The sequence below is a fragment of the Treponema sp. Marseille-Q3903 genome (assembly GCF_014334335.1).
Classification (GTDB): Bacteria; Spirochaetota; Spirochaetia; order Treponematales; family Treponemataceae; genus Treponema_D.
The window spans coordinates 2,150,890-2,176,311 of record NZ_JACSEU010000001.1 but is presented as its reverse complement, the minus strand read 5'-3'; the positions used below and the strand labels follow the sequence as shown (position 1 = coordinate 2,176,311).

Below are 25,422 nucleotides of genomic sequence, written 5' to 3'. Positions count from 1 at the left end.
AACTGTTATCTCCTTATTTCCTTTTACGATAAAGAATTGAACTTAGTTTTTTATCAACTGCTTCAAAATCTTCTCGCCAGTTTTCTATTCTGATTATTTCACGGCCTTCTTCATCAGCAGCAGGAGGGTAGTGTCTTCCTCCAAATTGTTGATTAAATCTGATAGCCCTGTCATTATCTGCAAAAATAAAACCATCTATGCATTCAAGTCCAAGAACACCAAATGCAAAACGGAATGAAAGAATTTGAGCCTCAAGAGCCTGGAATGGATTCTTGCTTTTAATAGCAAGCCTTCCGCTCTCTGCATGTTGCCCATTCACATCATAGATACTTATTGTACCAATACGATTTCCTTCTTTATCCCAAACAACAAAGAAGTAATCGCCTTCTTTTTCCCTTTGATGTCTTATCCAGTTTTTTTGTTGTTCCAGGGTATTGTCAATTGCTGGCAAAAATTTTACAAATTCAGGGTCTTTTCTGATTTCTCTTGTAAATTCTGCATCATCTTCTGTACAAGAACGTAAATCGACATATTTACCTTCTAAAACACCATCATAAACCATAAAGCATCCTGCCAATTAAACATACTGATTAACTTTTTCGATGATTGTCTTAACATCATCATCTGTAAGCCACATATGTAATGGCATTGTAATCAAGTGCTGGCTAACTTCACGAGCTTTAGGTGCCTGACCATCACCAAATGCAAATACACTGTATTCTGTATTATCACGATAGTGAACACCACAGTTAATTCCATCATCAGAAAGTTTATTCAAAAGATCTTCACGATTTGGAACAATCAATTCGTAAAGATGATAACTGCATTCATCAGCATGAGGAGCAGGAACAATCTTTATTTTTGGATTATTTTTAAATCCCTCATCATACATTTTTACAATCTGGCGACGGCGTGCATTTTCTTCATCAAGATACTTAAGCTGAGTTAAAGCAATGGCCGCCATAATTGCATTCCCATTGTATTTATAGCCAATGTAATCTACATCGTACTTCCATGCATAAGTTCCTTTATTAGATCGTGCATATGTGTCTTTGTTAATTCCACACCAGGCAAGCATTCTTGTCATTTCTGCAGACTTTTCATCAGCCCAGCAAATCATACCACTGTCACCAGTAGCAAGGTTTTTGACAGCCTGGAAAGAATAAACAGTAACATCAATTCCATCCCAAGTTCCAGGACAAACACCATTAACTTTTGTTCCAGACATATGAGCTGCATCAAGAATCAGTTTAAGATTATGTTTCTTACATATTTCAATTACTTTATCAAGCTGTCCAACTCTTCCGCCGTAACCTACGAAAATTACTGCTCGAGTTTTTGATGTTATCTTCTTTTCAATATCAACAGGATCCATGCAAAGATAATCATCAACATCTGCAAAAACCGGTTTCATATTCTCATATGCAATTGCAAGGTTTGTAGAAACAAATGTAACAGGTGTAGAAATAATTTCATCTCCATTAGCCCAACCGTTGTTCATTTTAAGAATTTTTACTGCAAGATGAAGTCCTACAGTATTAGAGTTCAGGTAATAAGCATATTTATGACCTGTGTATTTTTTCCATTCTTCTTCCATTTCAACGGTCTTAAAGCCCATTCCTGTCCAGCCTTTTTCCAGACATTCTCTTATGCCTTCAAGACATTCTTCTACATGAAATTTTGGTTTAAGAACTTGTATTGCCATTATGGTCTCCTTATTATATCAATTACAATTATTGCAGATTAATTTTATATGTAAAATTGTTATTTTACAAACGACTTTTCGTTTACATACTTTGTTTATTATTTGGGATATTATTAAATAAATGGTGTTTTTTAAATAAAAATATCATACAGAGTAAACGAAGCGTAGAATTTTTTATTCATTTGAGTGCACATCTTTTAATCTATTATATAAGCTTAGAATATAATCTCCGTATTCAGTACCAGAATACTTTTCAGCAAAATCATTCAATTGCTTAAGAGAAATAAAACCTCTTCTCCAGGCAACTTCTTCTATACAGTAAACATTCATTCCACATTTATCCTGTACAATTCTTAAAAACATAGAAGCATCTTGTAACGCATCCCAGTCATCAACTTCAATCTCAACAAAACCACGATCCAGCATACTTACATAAAGCTCATTGCTTACAGCATATTCAGAAATAAAACTTGAAATGTCTGCTGATTGTGCCATTGCACTTAATATTTTGCCTGGAAAAAAAACAATTGGAATATCAGAAAAATCATATTGTGTCTTAATAGCACCATCTTCATTTGTATTATTAATCTTTTTATTTTGATCAAAAGTAATATGATTTTTTTGATCATGCAGCTTTTTGGGTAAGACAAGCATTGTAAAATGATTCTTATCAATCATTGCCTTTTGAAGAAAGCGTGTTAAATCAACACCATATAAAAGACATCGGTCATAAACCATCATAATATTGTCTGTCCATTTTCTGGATTTTAATGCCTCATTTAAAGTTCCTGCTATTGTTGTTAAGTTAATTCCATATTCATGACCATCAGATAAAGTTGTATCTAAATAAATTTTCTCATAATCAGAACAGACAATTGTAATATCTTTAATACCAACAAGAAGGAAATAACTTAAAAGAAAATTAATTAATGGTTTATCATAAATTATTGTTCCCGCATTTATTCCATATTGATTATCATCAAGCACAATAATTCCAGACCATGTAGAATCATGATAAATAACATCTCCGGCTAGTAAACTGTCAGTATTTGTATCCAATAATATAGACAGCTTTCTTAAGAAACCTATTTCAGGTAAACCAATTCCTCTTTCCCATTTAGACACAGCTTTATCACTAACCCCAATTCTATCTGCCAGGTCTTTCTGAGTATAGCCGGCTCGTTTGCGAAGATAGGCTATTGCTTTTCCTACTTTTTCGGTGTCCATTATTTTATTCTCTTATCATGGGAGGAATTAAGACTTCTTCTAAATAATTTCTAAAATCATTTTTTAATCTTTCCATATTCCAACCTTTAGGCTGTTCAGACAGTACTTTTAGTGAATATTCCTTTGTATTCTTTATTTTTCTTGCCGGAATCCCCGCAATAACTGAATTATCAGGAAATGTTTTTGTAACAACACTTCCTGCGCCTACAATACAAATTTTTACCAAATAAACATTTGGTAAAATTATACAATTTGCACCAATAAATCAATTATCATCAATTTCTATTTTTCCATATTTTTGGATAACCTTTCCTTCGTCATACCCTCCACATTTTAATGTATGCACACTTCTATCATGCGTTAGGAAACAGACATTTGATGAAATTAATACATTGTCGTGTAGTGTTACAAGGAAAAGTTCAGCACCAAAAGTTGTTCCCACTCCAGCTTGTATTGCTTCCAACTTTTAACCCCTTTTTTTTTCAATACTGATAATCGCCTAATAACTTTTTTTTAATCTTATCCTGAATAAAAACAATTAAGTTTCGAATTCTAGATATTATCATATTCTTTTTCCTCCAGTAGATAATCTTTTGATACCTTTCTTAGCAAACATAAAGCATAAAGAAAAGATTTTTTGCAAAGATAAATGTTATTAACATACATAAGATAGTAGCAAATAGTATAGAACAAAAAAAGTATTTTTTGAATTAAAAAATGAAAAAAATTAACAATTATACTTTTCAGTATAATAAAATATAAACGTAAAATGAATGCTTTGTATCCACTGTAATTGATTTCTTTCCCATCTTTTATTCTGTAAAATCTTCGTTTGATAACATTATAAACATTATTATAAACCAATAAAAAACATACCACTTTCTATCTACAATAAAGTGACTTGTAATTCCAATCAAAGAACATACAGGATTTTGTCCACCACCAACCAAAACAATACATACCCCTATTATTATTCTGAAAGGTTATCATAAAAGTACAGTCTGAAAATACCCGAAAATCAAAAGAGGGCATATATGAAGTACGGTAAAGAATTCAAGGAACAGGCTATAAATCTTTCCGATGAAATCGGGTTGAAACAAGCCTGCTTGCAACTTGGAATTGCCTATGGAACTCTTGCCGACTGGCGCAAGAGTTATAACCGTGAGAGAATTTCAAAACCAAAAGAAACCGGCGATGAACCTCTTACAGAACGCGAAAAAAAACTGATGAAAGAGAATGCAGAGCTGCATGAAACCAATGAAATTCTCAAGGAGGCCTTCCGTTTTTTCGTAAACGACCGGAAGAGGTAAGCGTACGGAGTATCTGCCGGTTTATTTATGATCGATCACAGGACGAAATTTCATGTGAACAGGATGTGCAGGGCTCTTTCGGTTAATGAACGCGGTTATTACAAATGGCTGAACAACGGCGGGCGTCCCAAAAAGTGGCAACCGCTGCTTGCTGAAATCCACAGGATTTTGGACGAGGAGCCTGACAACGATAACTACGGAGCTGACAGAATTCTTATAGCACTGACTCAGCGAGGAATAATGACCTCATTAAGCTCTGTAAGACGGGCTATGAGGAAAGGTAATCTTCTGAAGCCAAACAGAAGAAATCCTGACGGTCTTACAAAGGCAGATAAAAAGTCTATGCGTCCTCAGAATCTTCTTAAACGGAACTTTACGGCTAAAGCACCGAATGAAAAATGGCTGACGGATATCAGTCAGGTTCAGTGCAAGGACGGAAAGCTTTATATTGCACAGGTCTTTGACTGTTTCGGAGGCGAAATAATAAGTCTTGCAATGGACACAAACATGAAAAAAGAACTATGCATTTCGGCTGTAGAAGCTGCATTCAAGCTCAGAAATCCATGTTCAGGAGTTCTTGTCCACAGTGATGCCGGAAGCCGGTACACAAGTGATGCATATAAACTTATGATTGGAAAACATCATGCAGTTCAGAGCATGAGCGACGTCGGCAAGTGCTATGACAATGCAAGAATGGAATCGTTCTTCGCAACACTGAAAAAAGAAAAGTTGTACAGAATCAATACAGCAAAACTGACGGTAAAACAGGTAAAGAAAATCATCTTCAGATACGTGATGATTTATTACAACAGAAAAAGAATTTCAACTGTAAATCCAGGCGGCTGGCCACCAACTGTTTACAGCGAAAAATCAGCAGTTGCTTGTACAGCTGCTTAAATTTAGGGTGTTTTTAAACTGTACGAAAATTGACTTTTTCATTTACAGTCATAGGTAATCAAACCCAATTATTAGCGAGCAGAGTACTTCGTATTTCAAAACCTATAGTATTATTTAAAATTACAATAAAAAATGCCAATAGAATTAAAGATCCAACGAATCTTATGTACCTTTAAAAGATAGATTTTAATAATTTGCTAAAATTTGAAAATTTTTTTGATGAAATAAAATAACCAGATATCATGCGAAATACTATAACCCACATATCTCTGTTATAAATAAAATTTAATACTTTTAAAATTGCACTCAATGTTGATGATATATGTTTTTTTCCATATAAGTTTTGCCCAATGAAAAGTGAATAACAATGTCCTAAAAGAACTCCATAGCACACAAATAACTTTAAGTTATCTATCCAAATTATTCCGTTTTTCTCAATAACTTTAAATTCCTAAATAGTATGTACTAGGTTGGTATTATTATTTTCTTCTTGCATATGCTTTTATCTCAACAAAATGGACCTTTATACGTTTTATAACAGCTTTTAATCCTGTGTTTTTCAAATAAAAAATCAACAAATAAAACCAGTCAAAGGGTCTTGTTAAATAATATAAGTATTTATTTATTCCAAATATCTTACATTTTGAATATTCTTTATTGCCTTCTAAAAATTCAGGTAATCCTTGACATATTCTTTCAATACACGCTCTTTCAGAATGATTATCTTTTATGTATTGGATTGCATTATTAACACATTGCTCTCTTAATTGTGCATCATTTATTGCTTTATAAAACGCATTGTACCAACTCTCCGGATTATTCTCTGCCAATAATCCGTTTCCTTCATTCTTTACAACATATGTATAAGGCTCTGTTTTTGAATAAATACCTAATACCCCTTGTGTTGTATATTCAAGAAATTTATTGAAATATTTACATTTTGAAAATTCTGTTTCTGGCAAAGGTGCTAAACCTATATCAAACCTATGCTCTGCCATATATTTTCGGTATTCTAAAAGTGGCATTCCCGGAAGATATTCACAATCAATCCCTTCTACCTTTGGATGTACGCTTATAAACGTAAAGGATATTTTATTGCCAAACTCTTTGGAAAGTTTTGGAACAATGGGTGTAATGTATTTTTCAAATAATTCTGCATGGCTTGGTGCTGCGGCATAAACTATTTTGATTTTTTCATTTTTATGTGTTGTAATTCCCTCTATTTCTTCTGGCTGAATAATTGTATCTGTTATCGCAGTTCTTTTTCCTGCTGTAAGATTACAATACTTTTCAAGAATATATTTACTTGAAGACCAGATAACATCAGAATTTGCCAAAGCCTTTAATAAACCTTTTTTTCTCCATGGTATGGCAGGATTAGTTTTAGGTAGATTCAAAAGATCATCATCACAAAATGTCACAGTTACGTGACCAGAGAGTCTCGCTTTTCCTGCAATTTTCCAACTATAAGCATTGTCTGGTCTTATAAATATGATTACATCATGTACATCGATATCTGTTTTCTTTACATCGGATAAATATATAAAATCTGATGAAATCTGAGGATAATTTTTTAAATGCGTAAATACATCTCTTGTTATACTAACGGTAGGCATGTCGCGTTCATATATAAATAATAATTTACTCATATTCTATTCCTTATAAAGAAATTGTTAACCAAGATTTTCTTTCCTGGCATTTTTCATATCTTTTTGATAACTAATAATTTTATTAACAGCACCTTTTATACCTGTTAATCTAATATATTCTAAAACAAGGTATATACACTCCAAAAATCTGACAAACATAAACTTCAGTTTTGTACCAGTTATTTTTATTTTTATCTTATTTTGATTTACAGAAGTAAGTTCAGGTATATCATGATAAAATTTTGAAAATATTGAATTAGCATTCATATGAGTTATTATTTGAGTATATGCGTTTTTATAACATTCTCTTCTTAACAGTTCATCCTCAATCGCCAGTTTTAGTGCTGCATACCAACTTTTTGAAGTGTTTTCTGCAAAAAAACCATTTTCTTTATCATTTATAACTAATGTATAGGGTGGTACTTTGCTGTATATGCCAACACAACCTGCTATGGTGTATTCAATAAATTTGTTAAAATATTTATATTGAGTAAAATCATTATGTTCTAGAGGTGCAACTCCAATATCATAATAACCTTCTTGTATTCTTTTTCTATATTGTAATAAAGGCATAGCACCAATGTATTCTATATTTATTTCAGCTAGCGAATCTGTTACTTCTGGATGTACACCAAAAAATGTAAATGAGATTTTTTTACCGCATTCCTTTGTTAATTTTGGGAGAATAGGTGTTATTAATTTTTCAAAAACTTTTTCATGATTAGCACCTGCTGCAAATACGAGTCTAACTTCCTTTTCAGTATAGTGTTGTTCTCTTTTGGCTAATGGAATCATTTTCTTAGGATTTACTACAGTATCAATATTCACAAATCTACCAGATGGAATCATTTTTGAATATTTTTCTGCGAGCAGATTATTTGACGATAAAATTAAATCTGTACAATTAAAACCTTCTTTTACTGCTTTTTTTCTCCATGAAAGAAATTGGACTCTATTAACAGAAGAACGAGGTAGACCTAAAAGATCATCATCAAAAAATTGAATAATAAATAAACCCTTTTTACATGCTTTTACCAGAATCCATTGTGCCAATAAATCAAGGTTTCGAACAAAAATAAGTACATTTGCCCAAGCAAGCAACTCATTATTCACTTCCCAAGTTTTTACAAAACGAGCTTTCATTCCATATTTTATAGCATCTTCTGATGTAAAGATATTGTACATATCTTCAGCAGTTACCATCTTTCTTGGATAAATAAACAGTATATTAGCCATATTATTCCTGTTGAATTTTATAAATTATTGTATCTATATTTGTTTCAGTTATATCTGTATCAAGTATAAAAGATATTTCCTGCAATTCTTTTTTTTTCTTTATTTTTCGAAGATCTATATTTTGTAATTTTTGTATTACTTCATCTGAAAATCTTCGTTTTTTTACATCTCCATTAATTACAATTGAATACGGTGGAATATCTTTTGCAACAATACTTTTTGCAGCTATTATACTTCCTTTTCCTATTGTAACTCCAGAAAGAATTGTAACTCCATAACATAGCCAAACATCATCTTCAATAATAATTTGACCTTTCGTATGTGTCGGTTCAATTGATGGCATATTCATTACCCCCCCCCCTATACGGATAGGTAGTAATTTTACCTGTAGGATGCATTCCTCCTAAAAGGAAATGAACATTTTCTGCGATAGAACAGAAATTACCAATCTTTAAATGCTCTGCAGGATTATCCCAGCAATGTATGTTTAAAGTTCCGTATGTGTATTCTCCTATTTCAACTTTATCAGAATTAAATTTACATCCTGCAACAGTGGAATTGTTTGGATTATTTTTTCTCCATTCTTTTTGGAATGCTATCAAATCTATTTTAATTTTAAAATCTAAAAGGATTTCTTTTCTACAGTCCCATAATGTCTTTAATATTTGCAACGTTCGCATATATAATACTCCTTTCAACAATTATGTTGATTTTCTATGAAATATCTTGTCAGTTATAATATTTTTAACTTCATAATAATTTCGATTTCTTGTAATAAATGATAAAAGTATATATGAAAGCATACCGGTAATTATTTGTATGAACATAAGGAAATATTTGTTAATTGGTAGGAATCCTGTAGCAAAAACAACAATTGACATACCCATGCATAACAAAAAAGACGAAAGCATGTCTTTAATCCATTCTAAATAGCCATATCCAATATATTTCTTAGCAAAATATTGTGTAATCACTGCATTTATTAATGCAACAAGCGCTGCTATACAAGAAATACCATAAATGCTGGTTTTGAATACAAAAATACACATTGTTACTCCAAGAATGAGTAAAACTGCACGTATAGTTTCAATAAGTAATCCTTTTTTAGACTTGCCTAATGCATAAATTAGTTGCATGTTTATTGATCTTAACGGATTTACTCCATAATAAACACAGGCAAAAATGAAAATTGGTACGCTTGCAATCCATTTTTCTGTAAACAAAAATGGAACTAATTTTGATGCAACAAGTCCTAACCCAAACATCATTGGAAAAATAATAAAACTTGTCATTTCAACCAATCTTTTACAGACATATTTAAGTTTTTCAGTATCATTTTGATATTGTGACAAAGTAGGTAACAGAACACTACTGATAGCTCCAAAAGTATATAAACATATCATCTCTGGAATTTGATTTCCTTTACCATATAAACCTAATTCAGATAAAGAATATTTTTTCCCCATTAATGTATTTGAATAATTATTACCTATGAAATCAATTAAAGTAGCATTTAAGACCCAAAAACTAAAATTCAACAGGCTTGGTAACCTCGAAAAATCAAATTTAAGACCTAGCAGCCATTTTATTTTTATAAAAATTACAAGATTTGAAATGCAATCACGAAGTAAAGAATAAATTACAAGTGCCCATACTCCAAATCCTTTATAAGCTAAAAATAAACCTGTTATTCCACTAATAGTATTTGCGATGATGTTTGCAATACATAGTTCTCGAAACCTAAATTCCCGTGTAATAATAACTGTTTGTATATTTCCAAATGCAACAAAAAATAGGGAAATCATCTGAATTCTTAAAACAGGAATAAGTAAAGGTTCTTTATAAAAGTTAGAAATAGGAATAGATATAAAAAAGAACAAAACATAGCATATAATGGCTATAGCAAATCCCATTAAAAATCCATTATTATAATCAATATCATCTACCTTTTCTTTTCGTATTAATGCTGTGCTTAAACCACTCTGTACAAGAATTGTAGACAAACTAATAAAAACAGCTGTTAATGTCACAATTCCATAATCCTCTGGAAGAAGCATTCTTGCCAAAACAATTGAAACTATAAGAGAAATACCTTTTGTTGAAAAAGCCTCAGCTATTTTCCAAATTGCACTTGATGCAAAAGTTTGTTTATCCATTGTTGTATTAACCTTTTAAATTTATCAAAACTGTACTTTATTTAAAAATTCAAGCACTGACATTGAAGTCCCCCTAAAAGGAAGATTTTGGTAAATTGCAATAAAATATGACCAAAGCGGTATAATTAATGCGAATTTATTAAATACAACTCTTGGTTTAGAAACAAAAGGCTGTTTCCTTTCGATATTTTGAAGTTTTTTTTCTTGTAAAGCAAAAGCTGCCATTGTATATGAAAAAATATTGATTCCATGCATTATCAAAAGTAATCTTGTATAAGTATCATTGATCCTTAGAAAAGGTATAAATAAAATTGAAATTATATTTATGTCAAATATATATTTAGCAATTATTGTCTTTGCTCCATTAATATCATATCTGGCAATAATATCTTTAGCTCTTTTTGTAAAATATAAATTTCCAATCAATAAAATTAATTCGGCTGTAAAACCTTTCCAATTAGGAAATCCTTCAATATTTTTACCACCTTTTAGCCATACTATAATTTTTTCTCTATCTGTTACCATAGATACTATTGTGAATAAAATTGTTGAGTTTAAGAATAAAAATGTCACCAAAATTGCGATAATAGTAAATATTATAATTCTTGTTGTTGAAGACCTCTTCTTCGGAAATAATAAAATAATGAAAAGTATAGAAGAATAATGTACAAGAGTTCCCATTATTAAAAAAAACAAAAATTTAAGTCTGTTTTCTTTAGGATTTATTACCAAAAAAGAAATAGCATACATAACGATAGTACAAGCTAATGCAGCTCTAATTCCTGAGACTTGCCAAGGAAAAGGTGAAATCATGTAAATTGATAATGCCATAGTCTTATACTGTTCAACATTTTTATATGTTAAATGTAAAAATAATAAATATATTGCAGCCACAAGCATGCGAAACCCTACATACCCAAAATTAAACGTTCTAGATATAAACATTAAAAATGTAAAAACAGGTTCAAATGCACTGGCAATATTTTCATTGTAAATCCATTCATACATATTTCGATCTGGGGCACCAATATTAAAAGAAAATACAATCCACATATAAATAAGCATTGTTATATAAACAAATTTAGATTTTGGGAATAAAAGGGCTGTTAGAAATAATATGATTAAGAATAATACTGCCATTTTAGCAAACACCTTTTATAAATTGTTTTATTATTTGAGTAAAATCATATTTTGCTAAAGATTCGTTATCAAAAATTTTTATTTCTGAATTAATAAATTTTGCTAAATTACTAATGCTATCTTCACCTAGTATAAAAAATATACTCTTATCATATAAAGAAAATTGTTTTATTCCTTTATTATTTGTTATGCATTTTATTCCATCAAAAGCGGCTTCCATTTCTCTTTGTGTTACACTTGTTTGTCCATCAGGTATTATATTAAGAATAGCCTTAGATTCCACAAGTAAATCCAGGTAATCATCATAATCTAAGACAGGTTTATAGAATCTCTTCTTAAAACGTAAATACTGTCTGTCTGCACAAATATGAAAGCATGTTTTAAGACCTTGTTTATTAAATTCTTTTTCTAATTCTAAAAGTTTTTCCGCTCGCCCTTTATCTCTTCCAACATAAAGAACATCATATTTAGGGGTTTGACTCCTTTTTCTTTTATATTCCATAAAGAATAATGGTCCACTCCATTTCATTCCGTATCTGTTGCAATCATCTTTGTCATATGACCATTTTTCAACATATAAAGGAACTGTTTCTGGGTTTATAGTCTTGTCAGCACGGTTTTCATAAGAAAGAACCATTTTACTTTCTGGATATTTCTTATGTACCCATTCAATATAATCTTGTCTTATAAGAGGATCAAAAAGAATTATAAACTTAAATGGCATATCTGCTTTTTTGTATTTAAACCAAATACTCTTTCCAGGTAAATTTGCTCTGAACCAGATTTCTCTAATAATACGAAAGAACAATCTATTTCCCCTGTATGGGGTGTGAATACAATAGCCATAATGAGATATGGCATCATAAACGTAATCCTTCTTTAATTTTGCTCGAATTATACAAATTTCATTATTATTCAAGGTAATCTCCTAAGTCATTAGTCTATAAATAGCTTTCATCTGTTCATTTACTGTACTAATACTAAAATCTCTCATCTTATTTATATTTTTTCTGCTTATATCAAACAAATCGTTAATTTTAATATATCTCCCTACTAATTTCTTTGCATTGTTCTCTGAATTATAAGTAAACATCCAAATTACATCTTCAATAAAATCAGAATTCCCTCGTATTCTGCTGCAAGCATAAGGCAACACTCTGGTCATTGCCCCCATAATAAGGCAACTGGTAAACTTTCCTATATGCTTGGAAAAATAAATAAATCTGATGCCTGCAAAATCTCTGCAATATCAGTTCTGCATCCTGGTAATATTAATCTATTAGTTGCATCATTTCCTCAAGTTATTCTTTTAATATTCCTTTCCCCACAATAATATAATAAACATCAGGTGTATTTATCTCATTAAAATCTTTAATAACAAACTTATGATTTTTTCTTACAGATAGGTCTCCAAAAGAAAGTATTACTTTAGCGTTTATTGGTATACCAAGTTCACCTCTTTTTAATGCTCTGCTGACAATTTTCTTTAGTTATGTCCCCCTCACCAATATATTTCATTCATTGCATTACTTACAACTGACAAGTCAAAGTTTTTAATCTTTTCAAGATTATAATTTCCCATTGCTTTTTTATCAGCCTTTAATATCTTTTCCAAACTTTCTGAAACTGAATCGACATTTCCAGGTTCAAAAAAGAAACCGCCGTTTTCATCAATGAGGTCTGTATTTCCTCTAATCTTACTGCATGCTACAGGCAAGCCGCTTGCCATTGCTTCCATAAGAGCAACAGATAATCCTTCCCTAAAAGAAGGAAAAACATATGCGTCTGCTGCATCATAAAAATCTGGAACATTTTCATGAAAGCCAGCTAAAATTACATACTTTTCTAAGCCAAGTTCTTTTATTAATTTTTTAAGATAAGTTTCTTTTATTCCTTTACCAACAATAACGTAATATGGCTTTTCCAGAAGTTTTGCCAAAGCTTTTATAACAATTTCATGATTTTTATTACCATTTAACTCACCGACAGAAAGAAGCATTGTATCAGAATTGGAAATCCCAAGTTCTTCTCGTACTTTCTTTCCATTATATGTAGTCTCAAATTTCTCTGTATTAACTCCGATACCTGGTACATATACCGTTTTTTTCGCCCTAAACTTATCAGTTGCTCTTTTGTAATCTTCTTTATTGATAGTAATAAGAATATCTGTATATTTACTTAAAACTTTTTCTATAGGATAGTAAACAAGCCAATTTTTGAGAGGTGCTCCTGAATAAAAATGGAATCCATGTGCAGTATAAATAACTTTAGTTCCATTTTTTCTTTCTTTTTTTGCAGCTATTCGAGTTATAGCACCACCAATCGGGCTATGACAATGAATTAAATCGTAATGCTCTGTAGTAATTAATTTCTTTACAAGCTTGTAAGCTTTACCTACAACAAAAGGATTTATAGAACGAGGTACTGGAATATCAATTGACTTTGCACCCATTCCATTAAGTCGATGCTTTAAATCTTCCGAGCGTTCCTTAGAAATATTTCCAGGATTAGTATAATCTGCAACAACATCAACATTATAGCCAAGCTCCTGAAGAAGCTTAATATTCGGGATATTAAATTGATCTATCATTGATGCAACCGATGCAAGCATTAGAGCCTTTTTCATTATGATTCCGTCCTTTTTATGGATTCTTCAATGCTTACAAGTTGGTAATTAAAGTCATATTTACTCATTTCTAAATCATAGGACAAATTTCCAAATGCTTTATTTGTAAGGTTTCTTATTTTTCCAGGAATATGTGAAGTAATTGAAATAATCCAGCTAAAGGCTCTACTTACAATAATTTTATGTCCTCGTACATTAGCTATTATTTTTACAATTTCACTGGTGCTACTGTACTCTGCATTCTGTGGCAAAAAAACACCATCTTTTCCCAAAATCATAACCTGACATAGAAATTCACAAAGATTTTCTATGTATAACATAGAACGCTCATTATGTACGTTTGGGAATATCGGCAGTTTTTTTGCCATTTTAGAAAGAACAGGGTAATTTCCTTTACTTTCTTTTCCATAAATCATTGGTGGACGTAAAACTGTTACAGCAAATCTATCAGATGCGAGTTCTCGAACTCCCTTATCTGCCTGCCACTTACTATCACCATAAAAATTTGCAGGAGCAGGTTCTGTATCTTTTGTTATGAGTTTTGTTTTTCCGTAAGGTGCAGATTCACCATAGATAATTGCTGAAGACATAAAAACAAACTGCTTAACACCATCCTTTTTTGCTTTTTTACATGTTTCAATAGCAAGGTCTGTATTTATTTTATAGTATTTTGCTTTTACTTCTTCAGAAACATTTCCAACATCCGCATGAGCAAGTCCGGCTACATGAAAAACAACATCATAAGCAGAAAAAAACTTCTGTCTCCAGCTGCCATCAATCATATCTATGGTTTCAACAGCGAGTTCATCTTTATATTTTTCGGATGCATATTTTTCAAAACTTGTTCCGATATAAGAATTAGCACCAGTAATAAGAACCTTTTTCACACACATTCTTCCTAATTTTATATAGTATTTCTATTATATAGCATAAAATGGAAACGTACAAGTTGTTCAAATTTTGAATTATTTAAGTTGTAATTCTGAATACAGCTCTTCTAGCATCCTTTGCCCGAAAGCTGCAAATCAGGGGTGAGCTTCCTGGCAACGCACGAATGGAATCGTTCTTTGCGACGCTGAAAAAAGAAAAGCTGTACAGAATCAATACAGCAAAACTGACGCTGGAACAGGTAAAGAAAATCATCTTCAGATACGTGATGACATATTGCAACAGAAAAAGAATTTTAACTGTAAATCCAGGCGGCTGACCACCAACAGTTTACAGGGAAAAATCAGCAGTTGCTTGTACAGCTGCTTAAATTCAGGGTGTTTTTAAACTATACGAAAATTGACTTTTTCAAAAAGCTATGGGCTATGCTCTTAGCGGTGATGTTAGTGAGCAGTGTCTTTTTATTCTGTGGGGAACTGGTGCAAATGGTAAATCTACATTCCTGAATGTGCTTCAATATCTATTTGGTGACTACGCCTGCAGCACAATGATTGAGACATTTATGAAAAAGAACTCTGAACAGAGCAATGACCTTGCACGATTAAAAGGTGCTCGGCTTGTTACTACCAGCGAGATTGAACTGGGAAAGCAGATGAGCGAAAGTCTGATAAAGACAGTTACCGGTGAAGATGATTTGACGGCAAGATTTCTTTATGGTGAGTATTTCAGCTTTAAGCCGACGTTCAAGATTTTTATGGCGACTAACCATAAGCCGAAAATCCGTGGTGCTGATAACGGTATCTGGCGGCGTATCAAAATGATTCCATTTACTGTGACTATTCCGCCGGAACAAAGAGATAAAAAGCTTACTGAAAAACTAATTGCTGAAAACTCAGGAATTTTGAACTGGCTGATTCAGGGCTATGCGATGTGGAGAAAGGAAGGTCTTGGAGAGGAGCCTAAAGCTGTTCGCGAGGCTAATAATGAATACCGTATGGATATGGATGTGGTTGGAACTTTTGTGGATTCGGTTCTGTGTCCCATTACTGCCTGTACGGTTTTTAAGTCTGTTTTCTGGCTGAGAACTGTTGCACAGAAATGTCGTAAACTGTGAAATACGATTTTTCTTTCTTTGCGCTGTTCTTCACTTATGCCGATTTTTTCAAGGGCTTCGTAAAGTCCGTCAACGTAATATGACGGCCAGTATGGCTGTTCGGGTTTTACAGGTGAGAAGAATACATAGCTTAAATCGCTATAATTTGGATTTTCTTTTGCAAGGCTTGTAAGCTGCATTAATGTTCGATGGTCGATTGGCAAGTCTCGAACATCCGAATTTTTAGGGCATTTCAAACCGTCTGTATCATTCCAACTATGGCGTACATGTATGAGGTCTGCATCCAGATCCAGGTCACAGACACGAAGTCCGCTGATTTCTCCGGCACGTAAACCGCAGAATGCACCAAGCTTAAACGCAAGGAAGTATGCTTCGTTTGACCAGTCTGCATTAAGAAGTTGTCGTACTTCAGATTCTGTTGGAATACCGCGTTCTGCTTCTTCTGGATTAAAGCGCTCGATTCCAGCCATTGGATTTGAGTCAATCTTTTTGTTTTCAAAGAGGTATCTTAAAGCACGGCTTTCGCAGTTTATAGCTTTGTTTACAGTGCCGCCTTTCAGCCCCTTTTATGTGTTCAGGTAAAAAAAATCGTCCAAGGTTGCGCGGTCCAGTTCCTGTACTGTTATTTCATCACCAAAATATGCCTGCCAGTAATTTCTAACAAGGCTGAGCATATTGTCTGTATGGCGTTTTGTCATGTTATGGCCGTGTGCTATATAGCGTTTGATAAATTCTGATTTTTCAAAATCCCAGAAGTTGAGCAGGAAGTCTGAAAGCGGGATGCCCTCTGTTTTTGTTTTTGAAACAGGAGCTGGGGAAAGAACAGGTTCTGTAATTTCAGCAGGCTTTTTCCTAACAACAACAATACGCTTCTTTTGTGCCGGTTCTTCTGCTTTTGTGGGAGTGGTGATTTGCGATTTAATTTCTGGATTTGCTGCAGATGGAATTAGAAGGTTGTATTTTGCAGTAAGCATGTTAATGAGTTCCAGAGCTTCTGTCTGATTCACGCGTTCGCAAATGTCTTTAAGGTTTAATCTTGTTGAAGATACGTCTTGTGTAAAATCTCTGGAGTTTCCTCTAGCTCTGGGCATCCACGTTCAACAAAGACAGTTGCAATGACTGTTGCCTAAATTTTGTCTTTTGTGTGGGTGCTTTTGTCTGTGCCTTTCTTTCCGCTGATTGGGTCAACGAAAACCGCATTGTAATAACCGGAACTATTCTAGTAGAGATAAAAAGGGCAAATAAAAAACTCCTGCATCGTAATTATGTAGAACCACAAAAGGCTGACCTTTCTGAACTGATTTCTGAAGTTTTTACTGAAATCGTCTTTTATGTGGTTTTTAGTGCCCGTTCCAAAATGGTAGGGAGCACTGAAATCTATGTACCAAATGCCTTAAATCCTAATAACCCAATGATTTAGACATAAAAAAAAGCTCATCCACAGACGAGCTTTCTCTTTGAGACTGACACGATTCGAACGTGCGACCCCCACCTCCGCAGGGTGGTGCTCTAATCCAACTGAGCTACAATCTCTTATTAAACTAAACTTCAACTATTGATGTGTAGCGTGGCAGAAGTTCTCGGAGGCGACAGGAGTTGAACCTGCCCGGCCCTTTGGGGAACCGACGGATTAGCAATCCGTTGTATTACCGCTCTACCACACCTCCAGCAGAAACGGAGCGAGAGGGATTCGAACCCCCGGACCCGTGAAGATCAACGGTTTTCAAGACCGCCCCAGTACGACCGCTTTGGTATCGCTCCATAGTGAATACTAGAATATATTCTTTAACTGTTTGTGTCAATATAAAAAGAAAAATATTTTAAAAACTTGAATTTATGTATGGGGACAGTTATATTATATATATCATATACTTTAAAGTTATGGGAGAAGATAATGAAACGATGGTATTTGTATGCAGGAATTTTTCTTGCTGTTATTGGTATTCTTATTGTAGTTTTTCCTGTATTTTGGGTTAGGCTTGTCGTATGGATGTTCGGGCTTGCTTCATGTGCGTATGGCGTATACATGATTCGCTTTACAAGAAATATCCTCGATGGAAGCGATTTTGACGGTTCAAGTTTTTATAAAACTATAATCCTCGTAAAGAGCATTGTCAGTATCATTGTCGGGTTGATGGCAGTGATTTTTCCACTTGCATTTGGATTTTCAGCATGGACGGCGGTTTTCTGGCTTCTTATCATTTATCTTTTTCTCGCTGCAATTGCAGGTTTTTACGCCGCTTCTCTTCTTAAAGATTCAGGAATCGACCGTAAAAAATATTATCTCGAAAACCTTGCCCTTATTGGTTCTGCCGTAATTCTCATCATCCTCTCTCCAAAAACTCTAGGTCAGGCGATTATAAGGATTATAGGAATTATTAATATTATTGCGGGAATTGCTCTTGCTTTGTACGACATCTTTTCTTTCAAAAGCAACGATGTTGAAAAAGTGTCAAAAGGTGAAAAAAGCGATTTGAATCCGACTGATTGAAAGATAAGTTGTTTTCAGGTAAAATCAGTCAGTAAGTCAAAAAGGATCGGTTCCAAATACTGCCAGTAACTTATTGACTGATTTTTTACTGTTATGAAACGAAATCTAAAATTTTTATCGCTTTTATTTTCTTTAATTACTGTATTTTTTATTACAAGCTGTTCTGAAAGAGTGATGGGATATTCTGTTGTTTTATGGAATATTCCTGAACAAAATATTCAGAGCGGAGACATTGTCCCTGTTTACATCAAATCGAATATTTCCCATGTTTATGTTATCGGAAATCATGACGGAGAAAAAGTTGAAGTCCCTTTGTGGCGGCTAACTGAACCTGTAAAAAAAAGAAAGGTCAAAGCTGTCTTAAATAAATATTCGGAGAATGCGCACACTTATGCGTCTGTCAAACTCGACGGTCTTCCTTGCCGTGCAGAAGCTGTAAATACTGCAAAACAAGTTTACCGTCTTCGCAAAGGTGAAATAATAAAAATTTTGTACAAAGGCAAAGGGCAAGCTCCTATGGTTGGAAATGAGGCTCTTAAAGGCGACTGGTACAAAATTCTTACAGATGACGGGACTTCAGGCTGGTGTTTTTCATATAACCTAAATCTATATGAAACTGATGAAAAAGGCGAGCGAATCGGCAGCAATCAGATTACAGAGGAAGAAAGCGTAGATGATAGCTGGGACGTAATCTGTAGTCAGATATGGTATCCTGATTATTTTAGGAGCATGATAGATACTAAAATAATAGATCTTTCATTGTTCCATCTTTCTTACAAATTTCAGATTGATGTCATTAACAAAAAAATAAATCTCAACACGAGCAAAGTTCATCAAGTTTGGGACTTCAACGGTTATTTAAAAACAGGAGAAAATGAATATTCTCTTAACGATGTTCCTGTAAAAATCATTTACAAAAATCAAAATTTTATAATTATACGTTATACAGATGATAGCGGAAAACCTCAGGATTTGAACTTCGTCCCAATCGGTGAAAATATCAACGATATTATAGCTGAGGAGAAAGAACGTCGCTCACAATCTTATCACAAGATTTTTATGCACGGTCCTGAGTTTGTAAGTTCAAGTTACGGTAAACTTACGTTCAATGATGATGGTTCATTCAAATGGACAGGATTTAAACTTCTCGTTCCTTTTATCATTGCGGGTGGCACAAAAAACAGCGGCTCTGCAAGTGTAAAATATTCTCTTTCAAAGAGCCTTTCATCTTCTTTTGACGGCGTCCTCACTCTTAAATTTGACGGAATGCAAAAAGAAGTAAACTTTTTGTATAAAATTGAAGACGGAGCTCTCAGGCTTGAAGATACATCATCAGCCGTATTCAAAGGAAATCAGGTGAAAGAGCGCGGCTCGAGTCCTATTGTCATCTATTTTAAGAAAAATTAAGCATCAGAATTTACATTTTACAGGGTTTTTATGGCATTTGTTCAGTTTTCGCAACTTTCTTTCGCATTCGGTGATAGAGACATCCTAAAAAACGTTACTATCAATCTTCAATCCGGTTCAAAGGCCGCCCTTACTGGTGCAAATGGAGCCGGAAAGTCTACTTTTATTAAAATTCTTGCGGGATTGATTAAACCCGACAGCGGTAATCGTGCCGTTCAAAAAGATTCGAGAATCGCTTATCTGCCTCAAAACGGTCTTATGCATACCGGATGTACCCTTAAAGAAGAAGCTGATAAAGCATTTGTATTCGGTTATGAAATGCAACATCGGATTGATAAAATAGGTGAAGAACTTGCAAAAGGAAATGGCAATACTGATGCGCTTGTCTTTCAGCAGTCTGAGTTGATTCAAGCTCTCGAAGACAGCGGATGGTATCGTCGTGAGGCGGCAGCTGAGTCTGTTCTGTTAGGGCTTGGGTTTTCTCGCTCAGATTTTAATCGCAAAACAGAAGAGTTTTCCGGCGGATGGCAGATGCGCATCGCCCTTGCAAAAGTTCTTATGCAGAATCCCGATATTCTCCTTCTTGATGAACCGACAAACTATCTTGATATTGAAGCGCGCAGTTGGCTTGAACAATTTCTTCAAAATTACAAAGGCGGATTTTTGCTTGTCAGCCACGACAGATATTTTCTCGATGTGACAATCAACGAAGTTTACGAATTGTTCAACGGCGAGTTAAAACGTTATCCTGGTAATTTTTCACATTATGAAAAAGTCCGTGAAGTTGAACTAAAAACTTTGATCGCAGAATACGAACAGCAACAGCAAGAAATCAGCAAACTCGAAGATTTTATCACTCGCTTTGGATATAAAGCGACAAAGGCAGCTCAAGCTCAGGAATATCAAAAACGACTTGATAAAATGGTGAGGATTGAAATCCCAGAATCGCTAAAAAAAATCCATTTCAATTTTCCACCGGCTCCTCACAGCGGGCGCCTTGTTCTGCGCATGAAAGATATTTGTAAATCATACGATGGAAATAAAAATGTCATAGATAATCTTGAACTGACATTGGAAAATGGGCAGCGTCTTGTTGTTGTCGGAAGAAACGGAGTTGGAAAATCGACATTGCTCAGGATAATTGCCGGCGAAGACAAAAACTTTTCCGGTGAAATTATTCCGGGCGCCGGTGTTCAGATTGGTTATTTTAGTCAAGATAGTGCAGAGACAATTCGAGGCAATGAAAATATACTCCAATATATTGAATCTCGCGCTCCTTTAGACTTGATTCCAAAAATCCGCGATATGCTCGGTGCTTTTTTGTTCCGAGGCGATGATGTCTACAAGTCGCTCGACATGTTGAGCGGAGGCGAAAAATCGAGAATCGCACTTCTCCAGCTTCTTTTGAGCCCTGTGAACCTTCTTGTTTTAGATGAGCCGACAAACCACCTCGATATTCATTCAAAAGATGTCCTTTTAAATGCCCTTCGTGATTTTGGTGGCACAGTTGTTTTTGTCAGCCATGATAGAGGTTTTATCGAGCAGCTTGCTACGCATGTTCTTGAATTAAAGCCGGGCGAGTTTAAAACATTTCCGGGCAATTATGAATTTTATCAGGAACAGATTGCAAAACAAGAATGTTCAGGGCAAAATGATTCAGTATCAGCCGCAAAAAAGTCCACAATAGCGACAGACTCTCCAAAATCGCACACAAAGCTTTCATGGGAAGAACAGAAAAAACGGGATTCGGAAAGACGTAAAATCGAACGTGAAATTGAAAAACTTGAAAAAGAAATAGATAGCTTAGAAGAGCAAAGAGCGGAACTTGAAGCAAAATTGGCTGAACCGGAAGTCTACAGCAACAACGAAAAGGCAAAAGCTGTTCAGCATAAAATATCGGAGCTGTCCTCAAAAATAGAAGAATTGACAGCAGTTTGGGAAGAAGCCTCAGAGAAACTGGAGTAGAAATGGAGACGGAATCAAAAATAGAAACTGCACTGTATCTCATCCCTGTCACGTTGGGAGAAACTGAAATCACTAGAGTTTTGCCGTCATACAATAGAGACGTCATAGTCAACGTAAAACACTTTATAGTTGAAAATATACGTTCTGCACGCCGCTTTTTAAAAAAAGTTGAAAAATCGATAGACATCGATGAGCTGACGTTTTACGAATTAAACCGTCACACAGACCGAAAATTCATTGCAGAATACCTTGAACCGTTAAAAAATAACAAACCTGTCGGAATAATATCGGAGGCAGGGTGCCCTGCAATCGCTGACCCGGGTGCAGATGTAGTTGCGATTGCTCAGAGCAGAGGTTATAAAGTAGTTCCTCTTGTTGGTCCTTCTTCGATAATCATGTCTGTGATGGGAAGCGGATTAAACGGGCAAAGTTTTGCTTTCAACGGATATCTTCCTGTCGAAGACGGGCAGAAAATCAAAACTCTTAAAAAACTTGAAAACAAAGTTTGGAATGAAGACCAAACGCAGCTTTTTATTGAAACGCCATATAGAAATGCAAAAATGTTTGAGACGATTGTAAGTGCGTTGAGACCGCAGACAAAGTTATGCGTCGCTGCCGGCATCACCTGCCCGCAAGAATACATAAAAACAATGACAATCGCAAAATGGAAACAGGAAAAACTCCCCGACTTTGCTAAAATCCCTGCAATATTTTTAATTGGAAAATAAGATTATTCCCGCAGTGCACAAAAGATTACAAAAACGATTCGGCAAGGCGTTTAGTGCTTAAACAAGCAGATTCGTCTGTTTAAGTCTATATCTGCCTTTAATCTATCGCAAACTTTAAATAAAAAAAAACTGAAAGCCAAAAAGTCTTTCAGTTTAAAAGTGGAGAATAAGGGATTCGAACCCTTGACCCTCGGCTTGCAAAGCCGATGCTCTAGCCAGCTGAGCTAATTCCCCAGAAGCTAGTCATAATATATATTTTTTTTGGTTTTTAATCAACATGCCGATAATAAAATATGCGTTTTTTTTTGAAGATTTTTCTTTGCTTTATTTTTATTGTATTTTCGTCAAACGTCGCGGCACAAGTCTATAAATCAGATGCAATTGTTTCTTTTTATGCCGGAGATTTTCATGGGAAAAGAACATCTAACGGCGAATATTTCGACATGAATGCCATGACTTGTGCGAGCAAAAACTTTCCGTTTGATTCAATCTTAAAGGTAACAAATCTTGCAAACGCAAAATCTGTGCAAGTTCGTGTCAATGACCGTGGACCATTTGTCCCAAACCGCGAACTTGACCTTTCTTTAGCTGCCGCAAAAAAACTAGATATGATAAAAGCCGGGACAATTCATGTAAAGATAGAGATTGTAAAACTTGGCCCTGATACAAATCTCAGCCGTCAGACTGCATCTAAAGCGGATAAAATCATGCAGAAAAGATTTGGAGTAAAAGTCCCAAAAATATCAGCTGAAACATTTGAAACATTGAAAAAGGTTCCATCTGAAAAACTAGAGGCAGGCACTTACTGGGATTTTCAAATAGCATCATTTTCTACCCGTGAAAATGCAGTAGAATTTGCAAAAAAATTGGCGAGACAAGGATTTTCAAACATCATATTTCAAAAAAACACAAAAAAATCTATATATCGTGTTGTCATAAAAGGCGTGCGAGCAGAAGATGTTCCTAAAATCGAAGAAAAACTAAATGCAAACGGCTACAATCAATATATTATCAAAAAACGGAATCCCGAAAAGTAATTTAAAATACGGCAAATTAAAATTCTCTTCGTTATTGCGAATAAGGGGTTTATGGAATATAATTCAATGTACTACATATTGGGAGATTATTGATGAGTGAAGAATTAGATCCGGATATCGCAGCAATTTTGTCATCTGCTGAAAATTATACAAATCAGTCAGCATTAGAACTTTCTTTTAGTAAAAATTCTGAACCTATGGATGATGAGCAAAGCTCTAAGAAAAAATCGATTCACAATGTAGATTTGTCTGTAAAAGAATTTGCGCCGATAACTAAGTTTACAAATGATACTCCATCTGATGTATTCAATGATACAAAATATTATAAAATTGCACTTACCGGTGAAAATCAGTCTGCGCAGCGCGTCCATCAAGTTTTATCAAAGTATCTTACGTGTCAGGATCCTAAAGACCGTGCTGTTTACCGTCAGCAGATTGTGACAGCTTACTGGGAACTTTTGCGCGGCATGGTTGGAAAAATGAACAATCCGAACGTCCCGATGCCTAAGAGAATGCTTGTGCGTTTTGGAGTTCTTTTGCCGTCTTTGTTTAAACAAGAATCAAAAGAATTTTTTTCAAAAATATTTGTAGAGAACATTGAAAGAGAACCGATTCTTTATGTCGATGAATGGTTTAATGAGATTGCATCAGGGAGAATGGGAAATTCTGCAACAGATGAAAAGCGCCAGACAAAAACTGTAAACATGACTCCGGATCAGGCTGCATCAGCAGAGCAGATTAGGCTTATGCAGCTTCAGTCTAAAAATTCCGGTAAATTGCAGAGCGCTGAAAATCTTTTGAGCATAAAAGAAAATGAAAGAAGCATGCTCGAAGCTGAACTCAAAAATAAGATTGACGATCTTTGTGACCATCAGACAATTCTTGGGCTTGAACCTCACAGACAAGGTTATTCCGAAATGCAACGAAGGTCTCTGTCAGATATAACAGCGCTTCTTCACAGGCTCTCTAAAAATGACAAAGAACTTTCAAAAGTGTTCGAGGAGTTTAAGGAATCTAAAGAAACGTTCAACAGCCTTGAAAACAAGATAAATGCGAGCGGCACCACTGTAGCTGCTACAAATGATACTGAAGCTGTCAAAATTGAGTTTGAAACTGTCCGACAGATGGCAAAAATGACAATCGGGCGACGCGGTAATCAGTTCCCGATTTTTACACGCGAATTTTATCATTGTACGGAACGCGGCACCGGTTCTCGTGAAAATGTAATAGATGTGCTTCGTTGGGTTGAATCGCTAGACCCAGGTGCTTTTCAGCGTATACATAAAAATATTCCTAACAGGATTGTGCCTTATGTTCTTCTTGTTCCTACATACGGTGACAGAGGGTTTTGCTGGGAACCGTTCGACAGGTACAACCGTGTAACGAGCCGCGGACGTATTGTAGTTCCAATGTATCCAAAAGATTTGAAGATTGCTGTCCTTACTGCTGTTGCCGATTTGCGATGGCAAGTTGCAAAGGAAAAGGCATCATACTACTGGATGGAAGAAGGTCTTACCGGGCAGTATTATCAGCATGTTGAACAACTCAAGCTTAAAGGCGATTTAAAAGAATTCTTTATAGAAGACTACATCTTATGGATGACAAAGGAGTCTTCAGGTGTTCAGCGTCTTGATAAAGATGTTCGTGGAATTTTCTGGCGCAACATGCCATTCCCAAAGACGCTTAAAGAAGATTTGCGCAGGCGTTCGCTTGTCTATGATGAGCTTTGCAAAAAAGACGCTAACCGAGAGATGTCGGACGGTTATTGATAGTCTTTAATCTGAAACCGATTTTCATTTACACTTCAAAAAGTCTTTATTTCTTGCAATTTTATACAAAAAAAAGT

General features: G+C 34.5%; 26 protein-coding genes, 4 tRNA genes and 1 pseudogene. 11 read left to right on the top strand and 20 right to left on the bottom strand.

Annotated elements, in window-relative coordinates; genetic code table 11:
- Positions 1–13: 13 nt before the first annotated feature.
- The 5 genes from H9I37_RS09875 to H9I37_RS09855 all read right to left on the bottom strand — a co-directional run bounded on the left by H9I37_RS09875 (position 14) and on the right by H9I37_RS09855 (position 3,395).
- Entirely contained in the window at positions 14–562 is a 549-nt protein-coding gene (locus H9I37_RS09875; RefSeq protein ID WP_187382455.1) for a GNAT family N-acetyltransferase, read from the bottom strand.
- Between the two features lie 15 nt (positions 563–577).
- Complete coding sequence (locus tag H9I37_RS09870; protein ID WP_187382454.1) at positions 578–1,705, bottom strand: DegT/DnrJ/EryC1/StrS family aminotransferase; 1,128 nt, start codon at positions 1,703–1,705, stop codon at positions 578–580.
- A gap of 174 nt (positions 1,706–1,879) precedes the next feature.
- Entirely contained in the window at positions 1,880–2,932 is a 1,053-nt protein-coding gene (locus H9I37_RS09865; protein WP_187382453.1) for an XRE family transcriptional regulator, read from the bottom strand.
- Between the two features lie 4 nt (positions 2,933–2,936).
- Positions 2,937–3,158 carry an acyltransferase gene (locus H9I37_RS09860; protein ID WP_187382452.1) on the bottom strand — a complete coding sequence of 74 codons (222 nt, stop codon included), beginning with the start codon at positions 3,156–3,158 and terminating at the stop codon, positions 2,937–2,939.
- A 39-nt stretch (positions 3,159–3,197) separates the two neighbouring features.
- Complete coding sequence (locus H9I37_RS09855) at positions 3,198–3,395, bottom strand: hypothetical protein (protein ID WP_187382451.1); 198 nt, start codon at positions 3,393–3,395, stop codon at positions 3,198–3,200.
- Positions 3,396–3,966: 571 nt separating this feature from the next.
- Here H9I37_RS09855 and H9I37_RS09850 point away from each other — a divergent pair.
- Both H9I37_RS09850 and H9I37_RS09845 read left to right on the top strand, forming a co-directional pair.
- The gene (locus H9I37_RS09850) at positions 3,967–4,242 is read left to right on the top strand and encodes a transposase (protein ID WP_187382450.1); all 276 of its coding nucleotides are present in this window, start codon (positions 3,967–3,969) and stop codon (positions 4,240–4,242) included.
- A gap of 27 nt (positions 4,243–4,269) precedes the next feature.
- Complete coding sequence (locus H9I37_RS09845) at positions 4,270–5,139, top strand: IS3 family transposase (RefSeq protein WP_187382449.1); 870 nt, start codon at positions 4,270–4,272, stop codon at positions 5,137–5,139.
- A 479-nt stretch (positions 5,140–5,618) separates the two neighbouring features.
- Here H9I37_RS09845 and H9I37_RS09840 read toward each other — a convergent pair whose 3' ends face one another.
- The 9 genes from H9I37_RS09840 to H9I37_RS09800 all read right to left on the bottom strand — a co-directional run bounded on the left by H9I37_RS09840 (position 5,619) and on the right by H9I37_RS09800 (position 14,833).
- Entirely contained in the window at positions 5,619–6,788 is a 1,170-nt protein-coding gene (locus H9I37_RS09840; RefSeq protein WP_187382448.1) for a glycosyltransferase family protein, read from the bottom strand.
- A 24-nt stretch (positions 6,789–6,812) separates the two neighbouring features.
- Positions 6,813–8,024 carry a glycosyltransferase family protein gene (locus H9I37_RS09835; RefSeq protein ID WP_187382447.1) on the bottom strand — a complete coding sequence of 404 codons (1,212 nt, stop codon included), beginning with the start codon at positions 8,022–8,024 and terminating at the stop codon, positions 6,813–6,815.
- Between the two features lies 1 nt (position 8,025).
- Positions 8,026–8,367: an LbetaH domain-containing protein gene (locus H9I37_RS09830; protein WP_187382446.1), complete on the bottom strand. Its 342-nt coding sequence runs from the start codon at positions 8,365–8,367 to the stop codon at positions 8,026–8,028.
- Positions 8,354–8,704, bottom strand: coding sequence for an LbetaH domain-containing protein (locus H9I37_RS09825; protein WP_187382445.1), 351 nt, complete (start codon positions 8,702–8,704; stop codon positions 8,354–8,356). The genes H9I37_RS09830 and H9I37_RS09825 overlap by 14 nt, the downstream gene beginning before the upstream one ends.
- 21 nt (positions 8,705–8,725) lie before the next feature.
- Positions 8,726–10,180 (bottom strand): lipopolysaccharide biosynthesis protein, encoded by a 1,455-nt coding sequence (locus H9I37_RS09820; protein ID WP_187382444.1) that lies wholly within the window; start codon positions 10,178–10,180, stop codon positions 8,726–8,728.
- Positions 10,181–10,204: 24 nt separating this feature from the next.
- Complete coding sequence (locus H9I37_RS09815) at positions 10,205–11,320, bottom strand: EpsG family protein (protein WP_187382443.1); 1,116 nt, start codon at positions 11,318–11,320, stop codon at positions 10,205–10,207.
- Between the two features lies 1 nt (position 11,321).
- Positions 11,322–12,239 (bottom strand): WaaS/CpsH family glycosyltransferase, encoded by a 918-nt coding sequence (locus tag H9I37_RS09810; RefSeq protein ID WP_187382442.1) that lies wholly within the window; start codon positions 12,237–12,239, stop codon positions 11,322–11,324.
- A gap of 582 nt (positions 12,240–12,821) precedes the next feature.
- A complete protein-coding gene (locus H9I37_RS09805) occupies positions 12,822–13,946 on the bottom strand; it encodes a glycosyltransferase family 4 protein (protein ID WP_187382441.1) in 1,125 nt (374 codons plus the stop codon).
- A complete protein-coding gene (locus H9I37_RS09800) occupies positions 13,946–14,833 on the bottom strand; it encodes an NAD-dependent epimerase/dehydratase family protein (RefSeq protein WP_187382440.1) in 888 nt (295 codons plus the stop codon). Before H9I37_RS09800 ends, H9I37_RS09805 begins: the two co-directional genes overlap by 1 nt.
- 167 nt (positions 14,834–15,000) lie before the next feature.
- Between H9I37_RS09800 and H9I37_RS09795 the strand changes: the two genes are divergently transcribed.
- Positions 15,001–15,153, top strand: a complete 153-nt coding sequence (locus tag H9I37_RS09795) for an IS3 family transposase (protein ID WP_187382439.1) — start codon at positions 15,001–15,003, stop codon at positions 15,151–15,153.
- A 99-nt stretch (positions 15,154–15,252) separates the two neighbouring features.
- On the top strand, positions 15,253–15,948 hold the full coding sequence (locus tag H9I37_RS09790) for a DNA primase family protein (RefSeq protein WP_187382438.1): 696 nt from the start codon (positions 15,253–15,255) through the stop codon (positions 15,946–15,948).
- Here H9I37_RS09790 and H9I37_RS11675 read toward each other — a convergent pair.
- Positions 15,915–16,418: pseudogene (locus H9I37_RS11675) on the bottom strand (tyrosine-type recombinase/integrase); the annotation flags it as partial. The gene H9I37_RS09790 and the pseudogene H9I37_RS11675 sit on opposite strands and share 34 nt — an antisense overlap.
- 96 nt (positions 16,419–16,514) lie before the next feature.
- Positions 16,515–17,039, bottom strand: a complete 525-nt coding sequence (locus tag H9I37_RS09785) for a hypothetical protein (protein WP_187382437.1) — start codon at positions 17,037–17,039, stop codon at positions 16,515–16,517.
- A 53-nt stretch (positions 17,040–17,092) separates the two neighbouring features.
- Here H9I37_RS09785 and H9I37_RS09780 point away from each other — a divergent pair, with 53 nt between their 5' ends.
- Positions 17,093–17,368, top strand: a complete 276-nt coding sequence (locus tag H9I37_RS09780; RefSeq protein ID WP_187382436.1) for a hypothetical protein — start codon at positions 17,093–17,095, stop codon at positions 17,366–17,368.
- A gap of 38 nt (positions 17,369–17,406) precedes the next feature.
- Here the strand turns inward: H9I37_RS09780 and H9I37_RS09775 are convergent.
- The 3 genes from H9I37_RS09775 to H9I37_RS09765 all read right to left on the bottom strand — a co-directional run bounded on the left by H9I37_RS09775 (position 17,407) and on the right by H9I37_RS09765 (position 17,709).
- A tRNA-Arg gene (locus tag H9I37_RS09775) sits at positions 17,407–17,481 on the bottom strand.
- Positions 17,482–17,529: 48 nt separating this feature from the next.
- A tRNA-Ser gene (locus tag H9I37_RS09770) sits at positions 17,530–17,615 on the bottom strand.
- 8 nt (positions 17,616–17,623) lie between these two features.
- Positions 17,624–17,709, bottom strand: a tRNA-Ser gene (locus H9I37_RS09765).
- 133 nt (positions 17,710–17,842) lie between these two features.
- On the opposite strand from H9I37_RS09765, the gene H9I37_RS09760 reads away from it, so the two are divergent.
- The 4 genes from H9I37_RS09760 (at position 17,843) to H9I37_RS09745 (ending at position 22,539) form a co-directional block, all read left to right on the top strand.
- The gene (locus tag H9I37_RS09760) at positions 17,843–18,439 is read left to right on the top strand and encodes a DUF308 domain-containing protein (RefSeq protein WP_187382435.1); all 597 of its coding nucleotides are present in this window, start codon (positions 17,843–17,845) and stop codon (positions 18,437–18,439) included.
- Between the two features lie 93 nt (positions 18,440–18,532).
- Complete coding sequence (locus H9I37_RS09755; RefSeq protein WP_187382434.1) at positions 18,533–19,846, top strand: SH3 domain-containing protein; 1,314 nt, start codon at positions 18,533–18,535, stop codon at positions 19,844–19,846.
- A gap of 30 nt (positions 19,847–19,876) precedes the next feature.
- Complete coding sequence (locus H9I37_RS09750) at positions 19,877–21,811, top strand: ABC-F family ATP-binding cassette domain-containing protein (RefSeq protein ID WP_187382433.1); 1,935 nt, start codon at positions 19,877–19,879, stop codon at positions 21,809–21,811.
- A gap of 2 nt (positions 21,812–21,813) precedes the next feature.
- The gene (locus H9I37_RS09745) at positions 21,814–22,539 is read left to right on the top strand and encodes an SAM-dependent methyltransferase (protein WP_187382432.1); all 726 of its coding nucleotides are present in this window, start codon (positions 21,814–21,816) and stop codon (positions 22,537–22,539) included.
- 160 nt (positions 22,540–22,699) lie between these two features.
- Here the strand turns inward: H9I37_RS09745 and H9I37_RS09740 are convergent.
- A tRNA-Ala gene (locus H9I37_RS09740) sits at positions 22,700–22,773 on the bottom strand.
- Positions 22,774–22,832: 59 nt separating this feature from the next.
- Here H9I37_RS09740 and H9I37_RS09735 point away from each other — a divergent pair.
- Positions 22,833–23,576, top strand: coding sequence for a septal ring lytic transglycosylase RlpA family protein (locus H9I37_RS09735; protein ID WP_187382431.1), 744 nt, complete (start codon positions 22,833–22,835; stop codon positions 23,574–23,576).
- Between the two features lie 92 nt (positions 23,577–23,668).
- Complete coding sequence (locus tag H9I37_RS09730) at positions 23,669–25,345, top strand: hypothetical protein (RefSeq protein ID WP_187382430.1); 1,677 nt, start codon at positions 23,669–23,671, stop codon at positions 25,343–25,345.
- The last annotated feature ends 77 nt before the right edge of the window (positions 25,346–25,422 follow it).

Bases quoted from the DNA above. Each gene is read 5' to 3' on its own strand.
- H9I37_RS09805 (WP_187382441.1), bottom strand. From the start codon at position 13,946: ATGAAAAAGGCTCTAATGCTTGCATCGGTTGCATCAATGATAGATCAA.
- H9I37_RS09875 (WP_187382455.1), bottom strand. From the start codon at position 562: ATGGTTTATGATGGTGTTTTAGAAGGTAAATATGTCGATTTACGTTCT.
- H9I37_RS09830 (WP_187382446.1), bottom strand. From the start codon at position 8,367: ATGCCATCAATTGAACCGACACATACGAAAGGTCAAATTATTATTGAA.
- H9I37_RS09735 (WP_187382431.1), top strand. From the start codon at position 22,833: ATGCGTTTTTTTTTGAAGATTTTTCTTTGCTTTATTTTTATTGTATTT.
- H9I37_RS09825 (WP_187382445.1), bottom strand. From the start codon at position 8,704: ATGCGAACGTTGCAAATATTAAAGACATTATGGGACTGTAGAAAAGAA.
- H9I37_RS09835 (WP_187382447.1), bottom strand. From the start codon at position 8,024: ATGGCTAATATACTGTTTATTTATCCAAGAAAGATGGTAACTGCTGAA.
- H9I37_RS09790 (WP_187382438.1), top strand. From the start codon at position 15,253: ATGGGCTATGCTCTTAGCGGTGATGTTAGTGAGCAGTGTCTTTTTATT.
- H9I37_RS09785 (WP_187382437.1), bottom strand. From the start codon at position 17,039: ATGCCCAGAGCTAGAGGAAACTCCAGAGATTTTACACAAGACGTATCT.
- H9I37_RS09845 (WP_187382449.1), top strand. From the start codon at position 4,270: ATGATCGATCACAGGACGAAATTTCATGTGAACAGGATGTGCAGGGCT.
- H9I37_RS09755 (WP_187382434.1), top strand. From the start codon at position 18,533: ATGAAACGAAATCTAAAATTTTTATCGCTTTTATTTTCTTTAATTACT.
- H9I37_RS09815 (WP_187382443.1), bottom strand. From the start codon at position 11,320: ATGGCAGTATTATTCTTAATCATATTATTTCTAACAGCCCTTTTATTC.
- H9I37_RS09870 (WP_187382454.1), bottom strand. From the start codon at position 1,705: ATGGCAATACAAGTTCTTAAACCAAAATTTCATGTAGAAGAATGTCTT.
- H9I37_RS09745 (WP_187382432.1), top strand. From the start codon at position 21,814: ATGGAGACGGAATCAAAAATAGAAACTGCACTGTATCTCATCCCTGTC.
- H9I37_RS09820 (WP_187382444.1), bottom strand. From the start codon at position 10,180: ATGGATAAACAAACTTTTGCATCAAGTGCAATTTGGAAAATAGCTGAG.
- H9I37_RS09730 (WP_187382430.1), top strand. From the start codon at position 23,669: ATGAGTGAAGAATTAGATCCGGATATCGCAGCAATTTTGTCATCTGCT.
- H9I37_RS09750 (WP_187382433.1), top strand. From the start codon at position 19,877: ATGGCATTTGTTCAGTTTTCGCAACTTTCTTTCGCATTCGGTGATAGA.
- H9I37_RS09850 (WP_187382450.1), top strand. From the start codon at position 3,967: ATGAAGTACGGTAAAGAATTCAAGGAACAGGCTATAAATCTTTCCGAT.
- H9I37_RS09795 (WP_187382439.1), top strand. From the start codon at position 15,001: ATGGAATCGTTCTTTGCGACGCTGAAAAAAGAAAAGCTGTACAGAATC.
- H9I37_RS09865 (WP_187382453.1), bottom strand. From the start codon at position 2,932: ATGGACACCGAAAAAGTAGGAAAAGCAATAGCCTATCTTCGCAAACGA.
- H9I37_RS09760 (WP_187382435.1), top strand. From the start codon at position 17,843: ATGAAACGATGGTATTTGTATGCAGGAATTTTTCTTGCTGTTATTGGT.
- H9I37_RS09840 (WP_187382448.1), bottom strand. From the start codon at position 6,788: ATGAGTAAATTATTATTTATATATGAACGCGACATGCCTACCGTTAGT.